The sequence below is a fragment of the Marinitoga sp. 1155 genome, assembly GCF_001021175.1.
Lineage (GTDB): Bacteria > Thermotogota > Thermotogae > Petrotogales > Petrotogaceae > Marinitoga.
Genome location: NZ_AZAX01000053.1, coordinates 1 through 22,886, shown reverse-complemented (window position 1 = coordinate 22,886; position 22,886 = coordinate 1). Strand labels below are relative to the sequence as shown.

Below are 22,886 nucleotides of genomic sequence, written 5' to 3'. Positions count from 1 at the left end.
ATTGTTTGAGCGACGGCTGAGAATGAATAATTTTAAGGATAAGCAATCGAGCTGCCTGAGTGAATTTGAATTTTTGGACACACCGTACAAATAAATAATGTGCAAAAAATATGATATAATAAAAAAAGAAAAATGACGGAGGTGGTATCGTGGCAATATTAATAACAGGTGGTGCGGGATATATAGGATCTCATGCATGTATAGAATTTTTAAATGCAGGATATAAAATTGTAGTTTTAGATAATTTTTCAAATAGCAAACCAGAAGTATTAAATAGAATAAAAGAAATAACGGGAAAAGATTTCAAATTCTATGAAATAGATTTATTAAACAAAAAAGATGTAGAAAAAATATTTGATGAAAATCAAATAGAGGCAGTAATACACTTTGCAGGTTTAAAAGCTGTTGGCGAATCTGTAGCAATACCTTTGAAATATTATCATAACAACATAACTGGAACTTTAAACCTATTGGAAATAATGAAGGAAAAAAATGTAAAAAAAATAGTTTTCAGTTCATCAGCAACAGTATATGGGAATCCTGAAAAAGTTCCAATAACAGAAGATGCACCATTATCAGCAACAAACCCATATGGAAGAACAAAGTTATTCATAGAAGAAATATTAAAAGATTTATACATATCAGATAATGAATGGAGCATAGCATTATTAAGATACTTTAATCCAATAGGAGCACATGAATCAGGAAGAATTGGCGAAGATCCAAATGGTATACCAAACAATTTAATGCCATACATTACGCAGGTGGCAGTTGGGAAAAGAGAAAAATTATATGTATTTGGGAACGATTATAATACTCATGATGGAACAGGAGTGAGAGATTATATACATGTTGTGGATTTAGTAATTGGACATATAAAAGCATTGGAAAAAATAATGAATGAAGTAGGTGTAAAAGTATATAATCTTGGAACCGGCGTAGGATATAGCGTTTTAGATGTAGTAAAAGCATTTGAAAAAGCAAATAACATAAAAATACCTTATGAAATAACAAATAGAAGACCAGGTGATGTGGATCAAATATATGCAGATCCAACAAAGGCCTTAAAAGAATTAGGATGGAAAGCAGAAAGAAATTTAGTCGATATGTGCAGAGATTCATGGAACTGGCAAAAGACTAATCCTAATGGTTATGACAGTTAGTTATACAAGTCTTTAAATTGACAAAACATGAGAGCCTAAAAACTCTCATGTTTTTGTTATATCTAACTATTTTTTATTCAAAAGATACGAAGAAGTAAAATAAGTTCTATAATAGAACGCTTTTTCAAAAAAATAGTTCTGTAAAAAAACGAAATAGAAAAATTAATATAAAAAGAATTATATTAGAACGATTTATGGTATAATACATATGATAATATAATAAGATAATTTGTTTCTGAAGGTGGTTAAAAAATGAAAATCGAGGATATTATTGAAAGATTGGAGTTAAAAACAGAGCGTCTTTTGACAGCTTTGCCAGAAAAAAAAAGACTGTATTTTCAAAATTTAGATAAATATGATAATAGAGGGATGCTATTTTATGGTCCACGAGGTGTTGGAAAAACAACGTATCTATTAACCAAAATAAGAAAAAATAATTTATTTTATATTTCAGGGGATGACCCTTTAATTGCTTCAATTCCCTTTTATGATTTGGCTGAAAATATTTTTTTAAATGGATATAGCGGAATAGTTATAGATGAAGTTCATTATATAAATAAATGGAGTATATATATAAAATCGCTATATGATTCCTATCCGAATAAAAAAATTTGGATAAGCGATAGCAGTAGTATTGTATTAAGAACAGGTATAAGTGATCTTTCAAGACGCTTTATTAAAGTAAGGATTCCATGGCTTTCTTTTAGAGAATATATTCATTTAGTAACTGGGTTAGAAATTGAACCAATAAAAACCCCGTTTAATTTCGATAAAAATGAGTTTTTGAATAAAATAAAAGATTTGGAAATTTTGAAATTATTCAAAGATTATGCAATATCAGGAACAAGACCATTTTTCCTTGAAGGGAATTTTTCTGAAAAAATGGAAAATATATTAGAAAAAACCATATATAGCGATATCCCGTTTTTTTTAAAGTCAACAAATGAAAATCATTTAAGATTGATGAAAGCAATAATTGGTTACTTGATATATTCAAAAATTCCAACAATTAATGTTGAAAAGATGTGCAAAGAATGGGGTATAAGTAAAAATAAATTATATGATTTATTAAATGTTATGTCAGAATCAGAATTAATAAATATTGTGTTAAAAGAGAGAGATTTTAATGTAAATACAAAAGGAAAAAAAATATTTCTTTCAGATCCTGCGTATTATTATATTTTCAAAGGAGAAATTGGCAATTTTAGAGAAGCCTATACTGTTTTTGCATTAAAAGAAAAAGGGGAAATATTCGCATTAAAAAAAGAAGAAGACGGCGATTTTATTTGGAATGGGATAAAAATAGAAGTTGGCGGAAAAAATAAAAAAATAAAAAAATCAGATTTTGTTATACGTGATGATATAGATTTGCCAATAAAAAATAAAGTTCCATTATGGATCTTAGGATTTTTATGGTAATCAAAAGAAGGTTGTGGAGGTAAGTTATGAAAAAAAGCTAATAGAATATATATCTCCACAGCCATTTTTTTCTAAATTTAACAATTTCTTATTTTATTATAAAAACAAAATGTAAAAATTGTGCTATAATTAGATTTGAAAGAAAATACAGTTGGAGGCATGAAATGAAAATAAATTCAAATTTTTTAAAATTAATTGATTATATATTTTTAATGGTTTTTAATTTATATATAACTCAAAACATATATATATCATTTATATTTTCAACATCAATATATCTTGGAATTTACGCATTTAGAACATATGATTTTGAAAATATAGAGAGCTGGAATGATACAATAATTAGAGTTTTTGCTGGAACAATGCTGGGCTTTCTTGTAATATCAACATTTTATGTGATATTTGATGGATATATATTAAAAGAGTATTTTCTGGATAACTTTGTATTCAATATAATAGCTTTGCCAATAATTCATAAAATAAGTTATTATATTTTGTTAAAAAATATAACACCAAAAAAATATATAGTAATAGGGAAAAAGGAAGAATGGCATAAATTAATGAATGAAATAGAGAAAAAAAGTCTTGGAAAATTACAATTTGTTGAATATATAAATCCCTCGCCAGTCAAATTAAAAAAATTAATTAAAGTATATGATGGGGTATTAATAGCAGATCCTGAATTAGAAAAATTAGTAATTGATGAAATAAATGAATTTAAAGAGAATGGTGTAAAAGTTGAATATTTACCAGTGATTGTAGAGAGATTTTTAAAGAGAATACCTATACAAGTTGCTGAAAAATTTAAATCACACTACGAAGTGGCTTTCAGCGAAATAAAAGAATCACCAGCTAAGAGAATTGTGGATATATTTATATCGTTAATAGCCTTAATTATATTATCTCCAGTTTTTTTGTTAATTAGTATAGCAATATTTATTGAAAATGGCAAACCTATAATATTCAAACAAAAAAGAATAGGAAAAGATGAAAAAGAATTTATATTAATAAAATTTAGAAGTATGTATAATAATAAAAATAAAACAGAAAAATTTGCTGATGAAGAAAAAGATAGAATAATGAAATCTGGTAAAATAATCAGGCCTATAAGACTTGATGAGATACCACAATTTATTAATATTTTAAAAGGTGAAATGTCATTTGTTGGTCCAAGACCAGAACAACCGGGATTTGTAAAACAATTTAATGAATTAATTCCTTTTTATGAATTTAGACATAAAGTGAAGCCGGGGTTAACAGGTTGGGCTCAAATTAATTATAAATACCCAACCACATTAGAAGAAACAAAAATAAAAACAAGTTATGATTTATATTATGTAAAAAATAGAACAACGCTTTTAGATTTAAAAATAATAATGCAAACAATTGAAGCAATATTGTGGAAGAAAGGAATATAGGAGGGAGATAATGAATCAAAAAGAAATAGAAATTTCTATATCAGATATTTTTAGGGCCCTTAAAAGGAGAAAAAAACTTTTTTGGGCAGTATTTTTTTTAGTTATAATAATTTCAGTAGGAAGTTTATTTGTATTAAAACCTAAATATGAAGCATATTCAGTGTTGGAATATTCATCAGAAAAAAACACACAAACAGTTTTATCTAACCTTGGTATTCAAGATATATTAGATGTTTCTTCTGGTTCTGAGGACCTTGATACGGAAATGGAAAAAATAAAACTTGATAATATATTGCTAAAAGTTGTAAAAGATCTTAATATGGTGGAAAATGCTAATAATAATAGAAATATTTATCTAAAATTAACAGGGAAAATTCTTACTGAAAGAGATATGGTAGAATATTTAAGAAAAAATATAAAAATTGAATTATATAAATCAAATGATTTAGCAAAAATGCCAAATTTAATAAAATTATCTTTTCAAAGTACAGATCCAACCTTTGCTGCATCTGTTATTGATTTAACGTATAACTATTATTTGGATTTTTCCAAAAAGAATTTTATATCTTCAAAAGAAAAATATATAAAAAATTTAAATATGTTATTAAAAGAATCAAAAGATAATATGGAAAAAATGTCATTAAAATTAATAGATTTTAAAACGACAAATTTAATAGACGAAAATAGTTTTTATAACAAATATTTTGATTATTATTATACCTTGGATTTAAAATTATTAGACGTAAAAAATCAAGAAAATTCTTTAAAAGAAAAATTAAAAATTTTAGAAGACAATTATATAAACTTAAATGAAAAATTAAAAAAGGAAATAGCACTCAAAACTCCTGAAATATCAAATTTAAAAAAACAACTAATTTCAGATAAAATAAATTATGAAACACTTAAATTATCTTCTCCAAACAATCCTTCATTATATGAGCTTGAATCCAAAATAAAAGTAGAAGAAAAAACATTAAATGATATGATAAAAAATTTAATAGCAGATAATAAAAAATTTTTAATTAATATTAATTTTGATAAATATATTGAATATATGAGTTTAAAAGAAAAACTTGAAAACATTGATATTAATACAAATGTTTTAATAGAAATGAAAAATAAAGTTGGGAATATTATAAGTCAAAAAGGGAACTTATTGCATGATTATATTGAAATAAAAAACAAACTTGATTATTGGACTCAAAAATATGAAAAATTGAATAGTTTTTTAGAACAAGAAAAAATAAAAGCGCTGATTTTTGAACCAAAATTAAAAATTGTAAATCCTATCTTTATTCCCCAAAGGCCTATTTTTCCAAGTAAAAAAAATGTAGTACTTTTAGGCACCATATTCGGAATATTTTTTGGGATATTAACATCTTTAATGAAAGACTTTAAAGATCCGACAATTAAAGACTTATCTCTTTTTATTAGAATTGCAAAAACACCAGATTATATTATAAATAAAAACAACGAATTGAGAATAATACAAAAAATAAGTTCGGAAATATTTTCTAACAAATATAAAAATGTTGGATTTTCTTGTGTGGGAAATTATAATATTGAAATTTTAAATTCTATATATAATGAGTTGTTTAATTTTAAAATAGATATTGAAATTAACACTTTAAAGAATAGTTCTGATATTAATTTGATTAATAAAGAAAATAAAAAAATTAGCCTTTTCAAACTTCCAAATACAGAAGACGGTTATTTTGAATTATATTCTCAAAAAATGGATATATTATTTTTAATTGTAAAAGAGCAAAGCAGTGAATTTGAAGAATTTTTAAGGGTATATAATAATCAGAAAAATATAAAAATTATATATATAATGTAATGGTGATAAAATTGAAAAAAAAAATATTGCATATTATAACAAAAGGAGATTGGGCAGGAGCTCAAAAAGTTTTGTATGAAATTGCAAAAAGTATAAAAGAAAAGTATTATAAAGAATTTAATATAGATGTAGCCGTTGGTTCTAATGGCCCTTTAGTTGAAGAATTAAAAAACTTAGGTGTTAATGTATACATATTAAAACATCTAAAATGGAAATTATCCCCCATAGAAGATATAAAAGGCATACATGAGATAATGAAATTAATAAGGCAAAAAAATTACGATATAGTTCATTTACATAGCTCAAAAGCAGGTTTTATAGGAAGAATTGCCGCAAAAATTGTAGGTGTGAAAAAAATTGTATATACTGTTCATGGATGGTGGGGTATTGAAAGGTTTAAAGGCATAAAAAAGCATATTTTTTTAAATGTAGAAAGATTTGGTGCAAAATTTTGTGATTATATAGTCTTAATAAATAAAGAAGATATAAAATATTCTAAAAAAAATAAAATTGGCAATGAAAAACAGTATAAATTAATATATAATAATATTTCAGTACCTAAAATCGATAAAGGAACATTAAGAAATACTTTGAAAATTTCAAAAAACGTGAAAATAGTAGGAAATGTTGGAAGATTAGATAATCAAAAAAATCCTTTAAGATTTATATCTATTGCAAATAAAATTCTTGAAAAAAATGAAAATTTTGTATTTGTTTGGATAGGAGATGGAAAATTAAAAGAGAAAATTGAATCATTGAATTTTGATAGAAATAAAATTTTATTTCTTGGATTTATCAAAGACCCTTATGAATATATAAAAGATTTTGATTTGTTTTTAATGACTTCTGATTTAGAAGGGACCCCATTAACGATTATAGAAGCTCTAAAATTAGGAGTTCCTGTTGTTTCGACGGATGTTGGTGGAATAAAAGAAATAATAGGGGATGAAAATGTTTATAAAACGAATAATATAGAAAAAGCAATTAAAAAAATTTTAAATTGGGATATACAAACAAATATAAAATATAAATTCGAAAATATGACAGAGAAGTATATAGAAATATACAGGATGTGAATAAAATGAAAATACCACATTTAACGTTGAAGATGCAATACACACCAAAAGAAATATATAAAAATTTTCTTTTAGGATATATATTTTTATCTGGATTTGTTTTTATAGAACCTTCACCTGCTGAATTATGGTTTATAGTATTCTTACCTTTTTTTCTCTATTATTCAAAATTAAATATAGAACACTTAAAACTTTCATTATTGCTTTTTATTCCATTAATTATATCATTAATCTCTGGATATTACTTATTTGGTTTCTTAAATATTAAGTTTTTTGGAATTGATTTATATCTGTTTTTATTATTTTTATTTCTTAGTTCGTATAAATTTCAGGAAAATGATTATGATATACTACTAAAAAAAGCAATGAATATCTGGATATATTCTGGATTAATAAATATTATCATAGGGTTATTTGCTTATGTGACAGGAAGAAATGAGATTCTTGGAACAAAAGTAATAAGATTTGGCATAAGACTGGTAGGTTTTTTTAAGGACCCAAATGTATTAGGTCCTTTTTTGATTATTCCTGCATTATATTTATTTGAAGAATATTATAAATCTAAAAAAGAATGGTTAAATAAAATTCCAATTTTATTTTTTTTAAGTTTAGGTATATTTTTAAGTTTCTCAAGAGCAGCCTGGCTTAATTATTTTATGGGAATTTTTTTTATTATATTATTATATGCTATAAAAAATAAAGCATTATACAATTGGAAAACACTGTTGGTTTTATTTGTACTTATAATCATTATTTTTTCATTATTTATGATAAACATAGAAATAATGGGAATTAGTTTTAATAGTTTTTTCAAATCAAGGTTAGGAATAAAATCTTATGATATGGATAGATTTAAGTCACAAGCCGCATCAATAGAAATGTTAAAAATGAATTTTTTGTCTGGAATAGGACCTGGAAATTATGAAAATATAACAAACTATTCAGCACATAATACTTTTTTAAGATATTTAGGAGAAAGAGGAATATTAGGAATAGTAACTTTATTTATATTTTTATTATATCTTTTACTACAAGCATATAAAAATAAAAGTTATATATTTTTACTTTCTTCATTTATAGGTTTGATGATTAATTCCTATTTTGTAGATACATTACATTGGAGACATATGTGGATTTTATTTTCTATAATATTATGGCAAAAGGATGATAATATTGAAAAATATTAAATTTATAATTTTAAGTGCATATTCGCCAAAAGATATTGAAATAGCTTCTTTAAGAATTGAAAAGTTAGGAAAATATATATCAAAAAAATATAATACGATTATTATTTCAGGGAAACCTTTGAAACAAAAAACAAAGTATGATATTGGAAATAGCAAATTAATTGAAGTTGATTATAAAATTTTTTCAAAAAATAATAATGAAAAAAAAGTGCCAACTCTTAATAAACCAAATAAAAAAATAAATAAATATAGTATTTATGGACATCTTGAATATTTTTTACCAATAGCTCCAGGTGGAAAAAGACTGTACAATATAAGAAAAATGAAGTCAGTTTTAGAAAATGAAATAGCAAATTTTGAAGGAAAAATATTTTTAATTGCATCATATGGCCCTTATTTTATTTTAAAGCTTGCTATAAAGTTAAAACAAAAATACAAAAATAAAATATATCTTATTGAAGATTTTCGAGATATGATAGGCAAATTTAATCCGCATCATTCTACCAATATATTTATAGAAAATACTATTTCAAAAATTATAAAAAAGGCAGATATAGTTTTAACCGTTTCAAAGTATATGGGAAAAAGGTTTATTAAATATTATGGGCTAAATTCCAAAAAATTATATGTTTTATATAATGGAATTGACAAAAATAATATTTTTGAAAAAAGTAATATAGATAAAAATAATAAATTTAAAATAGTTTATACAGGTAGTTTATATGAAAATGCAAATGGAAGTATAATACCATTTTTAGAGGCATTAAAGAAAATGAAAAAACAAACTTTAAAAAATTTAGAATTTATCTATTGTGGGAAAGATTTCGAATTTATAAACAATATTTTTGATAAATACAAATTAAATAATATTTTAACAAATAAAGGAATTGTAAATAGAGAAGAATCCATTAAATTACAAAAAAATGCAGACTTATTATTATTAATAACTTATACCGGGAATGAACCGGATGAAGGTATAGATATTATTTCTGGCAAATTTTTTGAATATTTAGTTTCAGGAAAACCTATATTGAATATAGGTAATAAGGATTGGGAATTAAAAGAAGATTTAGAAATTGATGGAGTAAGTAAAGTAATAGAAGCTAAAAATATAGAAGATATAAAAAAATACATAGAAAGAATGTGTTTAGAAAGGCAAAAGTTAAATTTTAAAAAAAGGAAAGAAATTATAGATAAATATATTTTTGAGGTTTCAATTGAAAAATTTTTAACAAAAATATGTTTAGCACAAAATCAGGAGGAAAGAAATGAAAAATTTTAAAATTATGGTTATTAACAATGGATATCCAAGCAAAGATAATATATATAGTAATGTTTTTGTTCAAAAAAGACTTGAGTCATATAAAAAATACAATGAAAAACTTGATATTCGTGTAATAAAATTAATAAGGAAAGCACCTCTACCAGCAGATTATATTTATAACAATATTGAAGTAAAATATTATTTGATAAAAGATGTGTTTCAAGCATATAAGAACTATAATCCTAATATAATATTAATACACTTTTTTCCTTATTATTTATTAAATTTTATAAAATCATTAAATATACCTGTCATAATATGGGTACATGGGTTTGAGGCATTATCTTGGAAACGCAGGCTTTTTAATTTTACTTTTGATTTAAATTTTGTCAAATATATTGTATCTAATAAAATACAATTAAAGTATTTTAATAAATTGATTTCTATATCCAATAGTAAAAATAATATATTTTTTGTTTTTGTTTCCAAATGGATGAAAAATACCTGTTTTAAAGATATTGGTAGGACTACAAAAAACTATAAAATTATTCCCAATTTTATAGACACAGAATTTTTTTATTATTTACCTAAAACGCCAGATTATAGAAAAAAAATACTTATGATTCGATCTTTTAAAAGTAGAAAATATGCAACGGATATAGCAGTAAAAGCAATAAAATATTTATCTAAAATATATCCAAATTTTTCTGATTTAGAATTCACGATTGTGGGAAATGGGAAATTTTGGAAAAAAGATATTTCAAAAATTAAAAATTTTAATAATATAAAAATAGTTAAAAATTTTTTAAATCATGAAAAGATAAAAGAGCTTCATGGTTCTAATGGAATTTTGCTTTCTCCTACACGTCAAGATTCTCAAGGAGTTTCAATGTGTGAAGCAATGTCGAGTGGCTTGGTTCCTATTACCTCTTTAAATACAGCTATCCCAGAGTTTGTAAATACATCATGTGGGTATTTAACAAAAAATTATATGGAGGCAGCGAATGCTATAATTGAATTATACGAAAATAAAGAACTTTTTATAAAAAAAAGTAAAAAAGCTGCAGAATTCGTAAGAAATAAATGTTCTTTTCACAATACTATTGAAAAAGAATTAAATTTAATATATGATTTGGTAAACAAAAATTTGTAATTTTTGGAGGAATAAAAATGAAAAATAATATTATTACATTTTATTATAGATCGCATAGTGGCTCTAATGCTTATTCATTATATAAACTTTCACCTGAAACAATGAAAGAAAAATATATTTTAAGATTATATAAAAAAAGAAATGTTTCAATAAAAAAAATGATTAAAAAATTTGATTTTAAAGGAATAAATTTATATATAAAAGAATATATAAATATTAATTCTTCAAAACTTATAATAACTACACATGGACCTATTATGAAAAAAAGAAAAATACTTAATCTTGAACTATGGCATGGTTTTCCATTAAAAGCTATGGGGTTGATGGATACACGAATAAGTAATGACTATAAAAAAAAGAATTCTTGGAAAAATATTGATTATATAATTTCTTATTCTGTACTTTATAATACTTTGATGGTTGCATGTACTGGTGCAAATATTGAAAAATTTGTAATAACTGGTATGCCAAGAAATGATTTTCTATTTAAATCAGACGGTAAAAAAAATCTGTCAAAAATTTTTGAAGTTGGCAATAAGAAAGTTGTTTTTTTCATGCCGACTTTCAGAAAAGGTTATAAAGGAGAAGAAGGAAATAAAAATTTTAATAATGTTTTTGGCTTTGAAAAATTTAATGAAAAGGAATTTTTGAAATTTTTAAAATTAAATAATATTTTATTTATTGCCAAACTTCATCCAAATGAAGAGAATAAAGTAAAAATAAATATAAATGAGGATAATTTTAAATTATTAAAAGATTCAGATTTAGAAAAGAATGATTTAGATCTATATGAATTGATAAATGGGGTTGATTTGTTAATTACAGATTATTCATCAATATACTTTGATTATTTGTTGTTAGATAGACCTATAATTTTTACCCCTGTTGATTTAGAAGAGTATAGACAAACAAGGGGGTTATTATTAGAGCCATATAATCAGTGGACACCAGGAGAAAAAGCAACATCACAAAATTCCCTTCAGGAAACTATATTAAAAGTATTTACAAAAGATAAATATAAATCTAAAAGAAATGAATTAAAAAACATTGTTCATTATTACCAAGATGGTAATTCAAGTCAAAGGGTTTGGAATTTAATAGATAAAATAATGGAGGAATAAAATGACTCTTTTTAAAAAAAGTGTAAAAACATTTTCTTGGTCATTTTTAGGAAGCGGTTTAGGATTTGTTTTTCAATTATTAATTGCTAGAATATTAGGAGCCTCTGAATTTGGTAAAGCAAATGTTATTTTAGGATTTGTTGGTACATATTATACATTATTGAATTTCGGATTACCAACACTTTTGATAAGAGAAAGTGCAAAAAATAAAAATAATTCTATTAATTTATTTTCTAATTTTTTCTATCTATATTTTATTTTAGATATTATTTTTTTACCTGTAATATATTTTACCTTAAGGTATAGTTTGAGAAATATAGGTTTATGGAATATTTTCAATATTGTTATTATCTTGCTTATAATATTTCTTACTCAAACGGCAAATCTATTATATGCTTATTTTATTGGAATAAAAAAACAGAATTACACAAGTTTTTTAAGAGATACATTAACAAGATTAATAAGAATTTTTAGCTTTTTTTTAATCTATATTTTTATTTCTAACTATATATCATATATTTTAGCTGCTTTAATTTCATTTTTTGTCCCTTTATTTATCGCTCTTTTTCGTATAAAAAAGATAAAAAATATTAAAATTAAATGGATTTTAATAAATTCTTGGCAATTTTACTTAATTTCTATTACTTATACTTTATATAACAGTCTTTCAAAAATTTTACAAAAACTATATGCAACTAATGAAACTGTTGGATATTTATCTGTTGGCATTACTTTGGGAAGTATTGGTGTAATATTAGGCTCATCATTAGCTTCGGTATCTATGCCGGAGTTTGCTCATGCTTGGAAAGAGAAAAATATGAAAAAGATAGATTTAATATTTAAAGAGGTTTCGCGTTGGAATGCATATGTAATGTTACCAATTGTAATATTTTTATTACTAAATATAAAAAGGATTTTAGAATTTCTTGGAAAAGATTATGCAAATGGAACTATTATAGTTTCGATAATATTAATTTCACAATTTTTGAATTCATTTGTTGGTCCAAATGGAACATTATTAAATATGTCAGGATATCAAAGATTTGAAATATATAATGGTATTGCTATGATTATAACTGGAACAACAATAGGTATATTGTTAGGGCCAAAATTTAGTTGGGGAATAGCCGTTTCATTGGCAATAGCAACAATAATAGTAAATTTACTAAAATTTATAGAAGTTGGCATAATTCATAAAATATATCCTTATAATATAAAAACATTTGTGTATATAATTTTGGAGGGTTTTTATTCTTTTATTTTATTTCTATTGTTTAAAAAGATTAATCAAACGATATTATGGTTTTTGTTAAATAGTATTTTGATTTTGGTTACAATAATATTTACATTTCGTTTTTCTCCTAATATTGAAGATAGAAATATAATAAAAAAATTTATTAATAAAATTTTGAGGTGAAAACATGAAAAAAAAAATTGTTATAACATATGGTACTTTTGATTTATTTCATATAGGACATTTAAAATTATTACAAAGAGCTAAAGAACTTGGAGATAAATTGATTGTTGCAGTTTCGACAGATGATTTTAATAAGATAAAAGGGAAAAAATCAATAATTCCGTATGAACAAAGAGTTGAAATAGTGAGAAATATAAAATGTGTTGATATGGTTATTCCTGAAAACAGTTGGGATCAAAAAATTGAGGATATCAAAAAATATAAAGTTGATATATTTGTTATGGGGGAAGATTGGAAAGGGAAATTTGATTTTTTAAAAAAGTATTGTGAGGTTGTTTATTTGCAAAGAACAGAGGGGATATCATCAACAGAAATAAAAAATATATTACAGCATATCTCAAAATTATCAACAACAGAATTAAAAAAAGCGTTAGATATACTTACTAAAATAGATTTCGAGGAGTTAAAAGAAGCTTTTATAATATTAGAACAATTGAGAAAAGATTTGTGGTGAAAACATGACAATACTAATAATAGGATATATGCACCCGAAATATGATAAAAGGGTATATAGAACAGTAAAAGCATTATCAAAAGAGAATAAAGTAATATATCAATACTGGACAGATAAAGATGAAGAAGAATATATAGAAGAAAATATAAAATATTTACCAATAAAGTATAAAAAAAATATTCAGGCAAGTCCTATAATAAAACTAAAAAACAGAAGAAAATTAGATAAAAAAATATTAAAAATTATACAAGCTTATGATTATGATATATTATACATGCATCATTTTTTTGCGAGTATGCCAATTGAACCTTTTAGAATTGCAAAAAAAAGAAAGAAAAAAATAATATATGATATCCATGAATACCACCCGGAAAACTTCTTAAATAATTTATCTGGAATAAAAAAACAAATAAAAGAAAAAACATTATGGAAAATCTTTGAAAAGCAATTAAAGTTATCAGATAAATTAATCTTTGTTTCAGAAGAAATGCAAAAGGATGTATATAAAAAATTAAATATAAATAAAGATTATTTAATATTAAAAAACTATGCAGAAATTTCTGTTGAATCAAAAGAAAAAAAGAAAGAACTTTCTTTTGTTGGTAAAGTAAATAGAAACCTTGATGATGAAAAAGAAATAATAAAAGTGTTAATAAACAAGGGATTTAAATTTAGAATAATAGGAATGGATTCTGAATATTTTAAAAATATAGGTCATGAATACACATCATTTTTACCATACGATAAAATGATGGAAGAGTTATCTAAATCCATGTTTTCATTAATATCATTTAACACAGTAAAAAACAAAAGTTATAAAAATGATTTGTTTTCACTTCCAAACAAGTATTATGACTCCATAGCAGCAGAAACACCAGTAATAGTAAAAAATACGTTTATTTCAATGGCAAAGGAAGTTGAAAAATTAAAAATAGGGGTAGTTATTAATCCGAAAAATGTAGATGAATCAGTGGGAAAAATATTAGAAGCGTATAATAATTACGATGAATTATTAAACAATATAAAAAAACATAAAGAAAAATTTATCTGGACAGAAGATAAAGAAAAAGAATTTATAGCTTTTATCATCAATTAATCGGGCATACGGCATAGAATGCTCGATTTTTATTATGCATAAAAAATTAGAATAAAATTTAAATATGGTATAATATAGAAAATAAAAAAACCTATTTACCTTAGATTTTTTAGACATCGCAGATAATATGATATCAAAATTAAATATCAGGGGGAAATAAAATGAAAAAAGTATCGATAATAATACCAACATTAAATGAAGAAAAACATATTGAGAAATGTATAAAATCATTATTAGATAATAATTATGAAAATAAAGAAATAATAGTTGTTGATGGCATGAGCGAAGATAAAACAAGAGAAATATTAAAAAAATATGATAATATAAAAATAATTGATAACGAATTAAAAATAACCCCTGTAGCTTTGAATATTGGAATAAAAGAAGCAAGTGGAGATTATATTATGATAGCAGGAGCTCATACAACATATTCAAAAAATTACATATCAGCATGTATAAAAAGATTAGAAGAAAACAAATGCGACATAGCAGGAGGCTTGGTAATAACAAATCCAGGAAATAACACATCAACAGCAAAAGCAATATCAAATGTATTATCCCATCCATTTGGAATAGGCGGTGCAAAATACAGATTAAATAATTCAAAAGAAGAATACGTTGATACAGTAGCATATGGAATATATAAAAAAGAAGTATTTAAAAAGGTTGGAATGTTTGTCCCACAATTAAAAAGAAATCAGGATATAGAAATGAATTTAAGATTAAAAAATGCAGGAATGAAAATAATGCTTATACCAGAAGCAAAAGCTTATTACTACGCCAGAGATAATTTTAAAGATTTATTTAAAAATAACTTTTTAAACGGGCTATGGGTAATCCTTTCAACACATTACTCAAAAAAAGCATTTTCATTAAGACACATAATACCTCTATTTTTTGTACTGTTTTTATTAATTGGAACAATAGCCTCTATTTTTTCACCAATTGCAAGGATTCCATTTTTTACAATTCTTTCCCTTTACATAATATTATCAATATATTTTTCTTTAAAAATATCATTAAAAAATAAAAATTTAAAACTATTTATACCAACATTATTATCTTTTTGGATATTACATATATCATATGGTATAGGATCTATATATGGATTATTCCTTATACTATAAAATTACACGGTTATATATAATACCTAATATCAAATCGGGCATAAAAAGCCCGATTTTTCATTTAAAGTTTGAACACTTTGGCTTTTTAGAGGTTGTATTATGATATAATAATTATAAAGTAGATAGTCTAAAAAGTCAAATTCACTCAGACAGCTTGATTGCTAATCCTAATAGATTTGAATATAAAGTAAATATGCACTGGGGGTGTAAACAATGAAATTAAAAAGACTACCAATAGGAGACAGTGATTTCAAAACAGTAATAGAAGATAATGCATACTATATAGATAAAAGCATGTTAATAAAAGAAATAATAACAGGAGGCAGAGTAATACTAATAACCAGACCAAGGAGATTTGGAAAAACATTAAATATGAGCATGTTGGAGTATTTTTTTAAAAATGATGAAGATAATAAACATCTATTTGAAAACTTAAAAATATACAAAGAAAAAGAAATAATAGAAAAGTATTTAAATAAATATCCAGTAATTTATTTAACATTTAAAGATGCAAAAAAAGATGACCTATTATCAATGAAAATAGAAATAAAAAGCTTAATAAGAAAATTATACTCAGACAAATTATATCTTTTAAACAGCGAAAAACTCAATGAATTAGAAAAAAGATATATAAGACAAATATTAGAATTAGAAGAAATAAAAGGATACACAACAGAAGATAAAATAGCAAAAGAAGATACACTATTTGAAATGGCATTAAAGAATCTATCTGAATATCTATACAAACATCACGGTAAAAAAGCGATATTATTAATAGACGAATACGACACACCAATACAGCATTCATATTTAGAGAAATATTATAAAAATTTTATATCGTTCATAGGAAACATATTAGGCAATGCGTTAAAAGACAATAAATATCTTGAAAAAGCAGTATTAACAGGAATAACCAGAGTGGCAAAAGAAAGCATATTCACAGGAGTAAACAATTTACAAATATCAACAGTAATAAGTAAAAAATTCAATGACAAATTTGGAGTAACAAAAGAAGAACTTGATGAAATATTAAAATACTATGGAATAGAATATGAAAAAGAAAAAATAATAGAATGGTATAACGGATACAACTTTGGAGGAAAAGAAGTATATAACCCATATTCAATAATAAACATGGTATATGAAAAGGAAATAAAGAACTACTGGATAAACAGCAGTGGAAACGCATTAATAAAAGAATTAATAAGAAAAGGGACAGCAGAAATAAAAACAAAGATATATGAATTAATAAACGGCGGAACAATAGACAGCACAATAAATGAAAATTTAGTATATGGAGATTTAGATAACAATTTAGAAGAAAGCGTATGGACATTGTTCTTGTTCACAGGATACCTAACCTGGGTGGATAAAAAAGGAGAAGGAAACAGTGCAGAATACAAATTAAAAATACCAAATAAAGAAGCACAAGAATTCTATGAAATGACAGTAGTGAATATACTAAAAGAAAGCGGAATAGGATACAACAAAATAATGGAATTGTTGATAAATGGGGAAAAAATAGAATTTACAAAAGAATTTAAAAATATAGTAAAAGAAAGCATGAGTTACTATGACGTAACAGAAAAAGAACCAGAAAGGTTCTATCATGGATTAATATTAGGAATGAGTGTAGGACTACAAAAAGAATATATAATAAAAAGTAATAGAGAAGCAGGATATGGAAGAGCAGATTTAATATTAATCCCTAAAGAAAAAACAAAACCAGGGATAATAATAGAATTCAAAAAGTTTAAAACAGATTATGATAAAAATCTAAAAGACAGTGCAGAAAGAGGAATGAAGCAAATAGAAGAAAAGGAATATGAAAAAGAAATAAAGAGTTACGGAGTAGAAAAAGTAATAAAAGTTGCTATTGCCTTTGATAAAAAAGATGTGGAAATAATAGTGAAAGAATAAGGGTATTCAAAATAGCGCTTAACCAAGAATTAATATATCACCTGATATATTAATTCGTTTTTAAAAAAAAACAACAGTATTGAAAAACATTTGAAATACAAAACAATTTATGTTAAAATAGCTATGCGTAATATATATATAATATATAATAAAATAATATATAATAAAATTTATGGTGTCCAATTAGTAAAGCGAGCGAAAACTCGCAGATTGTCCGAAAAAATAGCGAATGAAGCCGGTCAATTTTGCACGGATGCAAAATTGAGTGAAGCCGAACATGGATGTGAGTCTGATACGACCGGCAAGAATGAGCTATTTTTGAGGATTAACAATCAAGGTTTGAGCGACTTTACTTTTTGGACATCGTGATAAAATTAAATAGACTTGACAATTTAAATTATTATAGTAAAATATACATAGAGGAAAAATTCCTCAAACAAATCTTTTGGCATACAAATAATGATTGGAGGAATACAATGGATCCAGAAATCTATGAAGACGAATTAACTCTTGAAGACATAATACACATATTTAAAAAACGTTTTTGGTGGTTTTTTGCAACAGTAGTAATAACAGTAGCATTAACCATACTTTATTTGTTATTAACAACACCAATATATGAAGCAAGCGTTACATTAAAAATAGAACCACAATCACAAGGGTCAGTTGCAGATATATTTACATCACAATTAACATCATCAAGGCCTGAAATATCAACAGAGGTTGAATTAATAAAAAGCAGAACAAACATAGAAAAAGTAATTAACAATCTAAACTTAACAGAATATTTCAAGAATAAATCAAAAGACAGTGAAAAAGAAATAACAAGATTGGATATTATAAAAACAGTGTCGGAAATGATAAGCGTGTCGCCTGTAAAAGACACAAATATAGTAAAAATATCAGTTCAAAGTGATGATCCAGAATTAGCTAAAAACATAGCCAATGAACTTGCAAATGTATATAACGAATTCTTAAAAACATTATCAAAAAACGAATATACAGTAAAACGAGAATTCATAGAAAAACAAATACCAAAAGTAGAAAATGATTTAAAAGCAGCAGAAGAAAAGATAAGGAAATTCAAAGAAGAAAATAAAGTATTTTTACTCGACGAAGAAGCAAAAAATATTCTTTCGTTTACCTTAGAATATGACAAACAAATAAATTCTTATAATCTTCAATTAGAAGAAAACAATGCAAAAATAAAAGCATTTAATGATTTACTAAAAAAAGTTGATGAAAAAATAATATCATCAGAAACCATATCAACAAACCCGTTTATAAACCAATTAAAGTCAAAATTGATTAATTACAAAGTAGAATTGGCAGGATTAACAAATATATATTCAGAAACAGATCCAAAAGTAAAAGAAATAAAAGATAAAATAGCAGAAACAGAAAAACTATTAAAAGAACAGGTAACGAAAATAGTAACATCGCAGGTAAAAACAATTAATCCTGCATACCAGGATATATATTTGCAATTAATCGAAGCGCAATATACAACAGAAATACTGAAATCAACAATACAGGCATTAACAAAACTAAAAGAAACATATAATCAAAAATTTGCAAGATTGCCATTATTAGAACAACAATTATTAGAATTAGAAAGAGATATAAAAGTAAAAGAAAATTTATATACATTATTGCTTGAAAAATTAGAAGAAACAAGAATAGCAGAAGCTGGAGTAATAGGGACGGCAAAATTAATAGATTCTGCAATAACTCCAGATAAACCAATAAAACCAAATAAAAAATTAACAGCAGCAATAGGTTTAGTATTAGGAATATTCCTGGGAATTTTAGTTGCGTTTATAATAGAATATGCTGATAAAAGTATAAAAGATGAAGAAGAAATAAAAAGAATGGCAAAAGGTAAAATAGTATTAGGAAGAATACCAACATTTGAAAAGAAAAAAGAATATGAGAACCCAGAATTAATAGTATTAAATTCTCCAACATCACCAGTTTCAGAGTCAGTAAAACTAACAGCAACAAATATAATCTATTCAGTAACTCCAGAGCCAAAAGTTATAGCAGTTACAAGTTCAGGTCCTGGGGAAGGAAAAACTGTTAGTTCAGCAAACCTTGCCATATCATATGCACAAAATGGACTAAAAACATTGCTTATTGACATAGACATGAGAAAACCAAGAGTTGAAAAAGCATTAGGATTAGAAAGATTTAATATAGGATTAGTAAATCACATATTAAAGAATGTTCCTATAGAAAGAATAACGCAGAATTATATGGAAAATTTAGATGTAATACCAGTTGGGCCATTACCACCAAACCCAACAGCATTATTAACCTCTAAACAATTTGGAGAATTAATAAATACATTAAAAGAAAAGTACGATAAAATCGTAATAGATTTACCACCAATTCTGGCAGCGGCAGATGCATTGATAGTTTCCAAACATTCAGATGGTTTGATTTTAGTAGTGAGAGCAGGAAAAACTCAAAAGCATTCATTAAAAGTAGCGCTTGAAAACATTACAACTTCAGATAACAATTTACTTGGTTTAATAATTAACGATATTAACGAAAAGTCATCAAATTATTATTATTATTATTATTATTATTATTACCAGGATGGGCAGAAAACGAAAAGAAAGAAGAATAAGAAAAACAAATATTAACAAAGGATGGGGATTTCATGTTTGATATACATAATCACATATTGCCAGTAGATGATGGTTTAGAAACCATAGAGGAAGCTATACAAATGTTAAAAGAATACAAAGAAAATGGAATAGAAATAGTATTTTTTACTCCGCACATAAACCACCCAACGGTAAAAACAGACATAGAAAAAATAAAAGAAAGCTATGAAAAACTGCAACCATATTGTAAAGAAATAGGTATAAAAACATATCTTGCAAGCGAATTATATCTACAGCCAAATAAAAATATGGAATTTATTCCACTAAAAGATTATTTTATACTTATTGAACTTCCATTAACAATCTACCCAATTTATCTATTAGACAAGATATTTGATTTGCAATTAGAGGGATATGAAATTATCCTTGCACATGTAGAAAGATATCAGTGGCTTCAAAACAATAAATCTTTAATAGGCAGATTAAAAAGAATGAATGTATATTTTCAAATGAATTTAGAATATCTGGAAAAAGATAATTATTATTTAAAAAATGACTTAATAGATTTTATAGCAACAGATTTTCATGGAAAAAAAAGAGGACCAATAGATTTTTCATTATTTAAAAAGTATGAAAATATAATAGAAAAAGGAAAAAAAATATTGAAATTATAATTGTTTTACATTACAAAAAAATTCAATTTCCTTGTAATGTATAATAAAAAGGCTTTATCCAACTAAATTATACATAATTTTTAACCGATAGCTCACCGCAGGTGTGTTCTGAAAAAACAGGATGGGGATTGAATTGAAAGGATGAATAGTTATGGAAGTGATTAATAGTAAAAACGATGTATTTTCAAAAAATTTAGAAAAAAAAATACTTTTAAGAGGAATAAAGAAATTTATATTTGCATTAATTTTAATGTTAATAGACACAGTAGTATTGTTTTTTTCTTTTTCAATAATCTCTTTTATAAAATTAGATGGTGATTTTATAAAAAATTTGTATACACTTAATTATGTTCCTTCAATGAATATAGTTTTAAGTATATTTATTCTTTCTTTTTTATTTAATTCCTTATATTCTTTTAAAACATATTTGTTTTGGGATGAAATGAAGAATATAGTAAAAGCTTCCTTTTTCTCTCTTACAATTTTGCTTTTTATTTCATTTATAACAAAATTGTATTATTCTCGATTTATTGTTATTTATGGAATATTATTGTTTGTAATAATAGATATTCCAACAAGATATATATATAGAAAATTATTATATAGATTGAATTTATTTAAAACAAATGTATTGATTATAGGTGCTGGAGAAATGGGAGAAATAATATCTCAAAAAATTAAAAGTCATACCTTCACAACATATAATATCATAGGTTTTGTTGATGATGATAAAACTAAAATAAACAAAATAATTAATGATTATAAGGTATTAGGAGCGATAAAAGATATAGATAAAATTATAAATGAAATACAGGTAGATGAGGTAATTATTGCAATTCCAACAGCAAAAAGAAAAGAGATATCAAAAATAATATCACATCTTGAAGGAAAAGTAAGGCGTATAAAATTTATACCTGATATGTATGGATTAATTACATTCTCTACAGAAATACAGGATTTTGATGGTGTTATGACAATATCAGCATCACAAGGGTTATTAAATCCATTAAATAGAATTTTGAAAAGAGTTTTTGATATAATTTTTGGAGTTGTTGGATTTATCCTATTATTTCCACTTTTTATTATAATTGGATATAAGATAAAAAAGGAAGATAGGGGAACGATATTTTTTAAACATACTAGAATAGGTGAAAATTTAAAAGAATTTAAAATGTATAAATTTAGAACAATGGTTCCTAATGCTGAAGAAAAACTGAAGGAAATGCTAGAAAAAAATAAAAAATTAAGAGAAGAGTTTTATAAAAATTTTAAATTAAAAGATGATCCAAGAATTACAAAAATAGGAAAATTTTTGAGAAAAACAAGTCTTGATGAATTTCCTCAGTTTATAAACGTTATAAAAGGTGATATGAGTATAGTCGGACCAAGACCTGTAGTAAAGAAAGAAATAGATATGTATTATGGTGAAGAAGTAGCAAAAAGAGTTTTTGCCGTAAAACCAGGAATAACAGGAATGTGGCAAGCAAATGGCAGAAGTGATGTTGAGGATTATGAAGAAAGAATAGCGTTAGATTTATATTATATAAGAAATTGGTCATTGTGGTTAGATATAATAATAATTTTGAAAACAATAAAGGTTGTATTAGATAAGAAAGGAGCATATTGATTGAAGAATAAAAACATATTTATCATGGCATTTATTTTAATAATATTTACTTTAAATATTTTCGGTGTAGATTTTTTATTGAGATTTGACGAGAATATAAATAGTATAAAGCCCTACCAAGGTTTTACTTTCAAAGTTACACATGATTTTAAAGGTTTTAATTTTTTAGGAGAATTAAATGCTTATAATGATGGAAAATATAAGCCCTCACATGGTGAAACTTATTATAAAGGCTTTTATTTCTATATGAAAAATGGT

At 24.5% G+C, this 22,886-nt stretch carries 18 protein-coding genes; all 18 read left to right on the top strand.

Annotated elements, in window-relative coordinates; translation table 11 throughout:
- Positions 1 to 149: 149 nt before the first annotated feature.
- Positions 150 to 1,163 (top strand): UDP-glucose 4-epimerase GalE, encoded by a 1,014-nt coding sequence (gene galE / locus X274_RS10465; protein ID WP_047266779.1) that lies wholly within the window; start codon positions 150 to 152, stop codon positions 1,161 to 1,163.
- 252 nt (positions 1,164 to 1,415) lie between these two features.
- Complete coding sequence (locus tag X274_RS10460) at positions 1,416 to 2,582, top strand: ATP-binding protein (protein ID WP_047266778.1); 1,167 nt, start codon at positions 1,416 to 1,418, stop codon at positions 2,580 to 2,582.
- Between the two features lie 164 nt (positions 2,583 to 2,746).
- Entirely contained in the window at positions 2,747 to 4,000 is a 1,254-nt protein-coding gene (locus X274_RS10455; protein ID WP_197073367.1) for a sugar transferase, read from the top strand.
- A gap of 10 nt (positions 4,001 to 4,010) precedes the next feature.
- Positions 4,011 to 5,840, top strand: a complete 1,830-nt coding sequence (locus X274_RS10450; RefSeq protein WP_047266777.1) for a GumC family protein — start codon at positions 4,011 to 4,013, stop codon at positions 5,838 to 5,840.
- A gap of 11 nt (positions 5,841 to 5,851) precedes the next feature.
- On the top strand, positions 5,852 to 6,916 hold the full coding sequence (locus X274_RS10445) for a glycosyltransferase (protein ID WP_052913302.1): 1,065 nt from the start codon (positions 5,852 to 5,854) through the stop codon (positions 6,914 to 6,916).
- A 5-nt stretch (positions 6,917 to 6,921) separates the two neighbouring features.
- Positions 6,922 to 8,103: an O-antigen ligase family protein gene (locus X274_RS10440; RefSeq protein ID WP_047266775.1), complete on the top strand. Its 1,182-nt coding sequence runs from the start codon at positions 6,922 to 6,924 to the stop codon at positions 8,101 to 8,103.
- On the top strand, positions 8,090 to 9,385 hold the full coding sequence (locus X274_RS10435; protein ID WP_197073366.1) for a glycosyltransferase: 1,296 nt from the start codon (positions 8,090 to 8,092) through the stop codon (positions 9,383 to 9,385). Before X274_RS10440 ends, X274_RS10435 begins: the two co-directional genes overlap by 14 nt.
- Positions 9,372 to 10,520, top strand: a complete 1,149-nt coding sequence (locus X274_RS10430) for a glycosyltransferase family 4 protein (protein WP_052913301.1) — start codon at positions 9,372 to 9,374, stop codon at positions 10,518 to 10,520. Before X274_RS10435 ends, X274_RS10430 begins: the two co-directional genes overlap by 14 nt.
- Positions 10,521 to 10,537: 17 nt before the next feature.
- Positions 10,538 to 11,641 (top strand): CDP-glycerol glycerophosphotransferase family protein, encoded by a 1,104-nt coding sequence (locus tag X274_RS10425; protein WP_052913300.1) that lies wholly within the window; start codon positions 10,538 to 10,540, stop codon positions 11,639 to 11,641.
- 1 nt (position 11,642) lies between these two features.
- Positions 11,643 to 13,058, top strand: a complete 1,416-nt coding sequence (locus X274_RS10420; protein WP_047266773.1) for a lipopolysaccharide biosynthesis protein — start codon at positions 11,643 to 11,645, stop codon at positions 13,056 to 13,058.
- Between the two features lie 4 nt (positions 13,059 to 13,062).
- Positions 13,063 to 13,572 (top strand): glycerol-3-phosphate cytidylyltransferase, encoded by a 510-nt coding sequence (tagD, locus tag X274_RS10415; protein WP_047266772.1) that lies wholly within the window; start codon positions 13,063 to 13,065, stop codon positions 13,570 to 13,572.
- Between the two features lie 4 nt (positions 13,573 to 13,576).
- Entirely contained in the window at positions 13,577 to 14,668 is a 1,092-nt protein-coding gene (locus tag X274_RS10410) for a glycosyltransferase (RefSeq protein ID WP_047266771.1), read from the top strand.
- Between the two features lie 161 nt (positions 14,669 to 14,829).
- Complete coding sequence (locus tag X274_RS10405; protein ID WP_047266770.1) at positions 14,830 to 15,795, top strand: glycosyltransferase family 2 protein; 966 nt, start codon at positions 14,830 to 14,832, stop codon at positions 15,793 to 15,795.
- Positions 15,796 to 16,008: 213 nt separating this feature from the next.
- Positions 16,009 to 17,715: an AAA family ATPase gene (locus X274_RS10400; protein WP_047266769.1), complete on the top strand. Its 1,707-nt coding sequence runs from the start codon at positions 16,009 to 16,011 to the stop codon at positions 17,713 to 17,715.
- 476 nt (positions 17,716 to 18,191) lie between these two features.
- Complete coding sequence (locus tag X274_RS10395; RefSeq protein ID WP_047266768.1) at positions 18,192 to 20,363, top strand: GumC family protein; 2,172 nt, start codon at positions 18,192 to 18,194, stop codon at positions 20,361 to 20,363.
- A gap of 17 nt (positions 20,364 to 20,380) precedes the next feature.
- Positions 20,381 to 21,001, top strand: a complete 621-nt coding sequence (locus tag X274_RS10390) for a CpsB/CapC family capsule biosynthesis tyrosine phosphatase (RefSeq protein ID WP_047266767.1) — start codon at positions 20,381 to 20,383, stop codon at positions 20,999 to 21,001.
- A 151-nt stretch (positions 21,002 to 21,152) separates the two neighbouring features.
- Positions 21,153 to 22,628, top strand: a complete 1,476-nt coding sequence (locus X274_RS10385; protein ID WP_052913299.1) for a sugar transferase — start codon at positions 21,153 to 21,155, stop codon at positions 22,626 to 22,628.
- A partial coding sequence (locus X274_RS10380; RefSeq protein ID WP_047266766.1) for a hypothetical protein occupies positions 22,629 to 22,886 on the top strand: 258 nt, incomplete at its 3' end.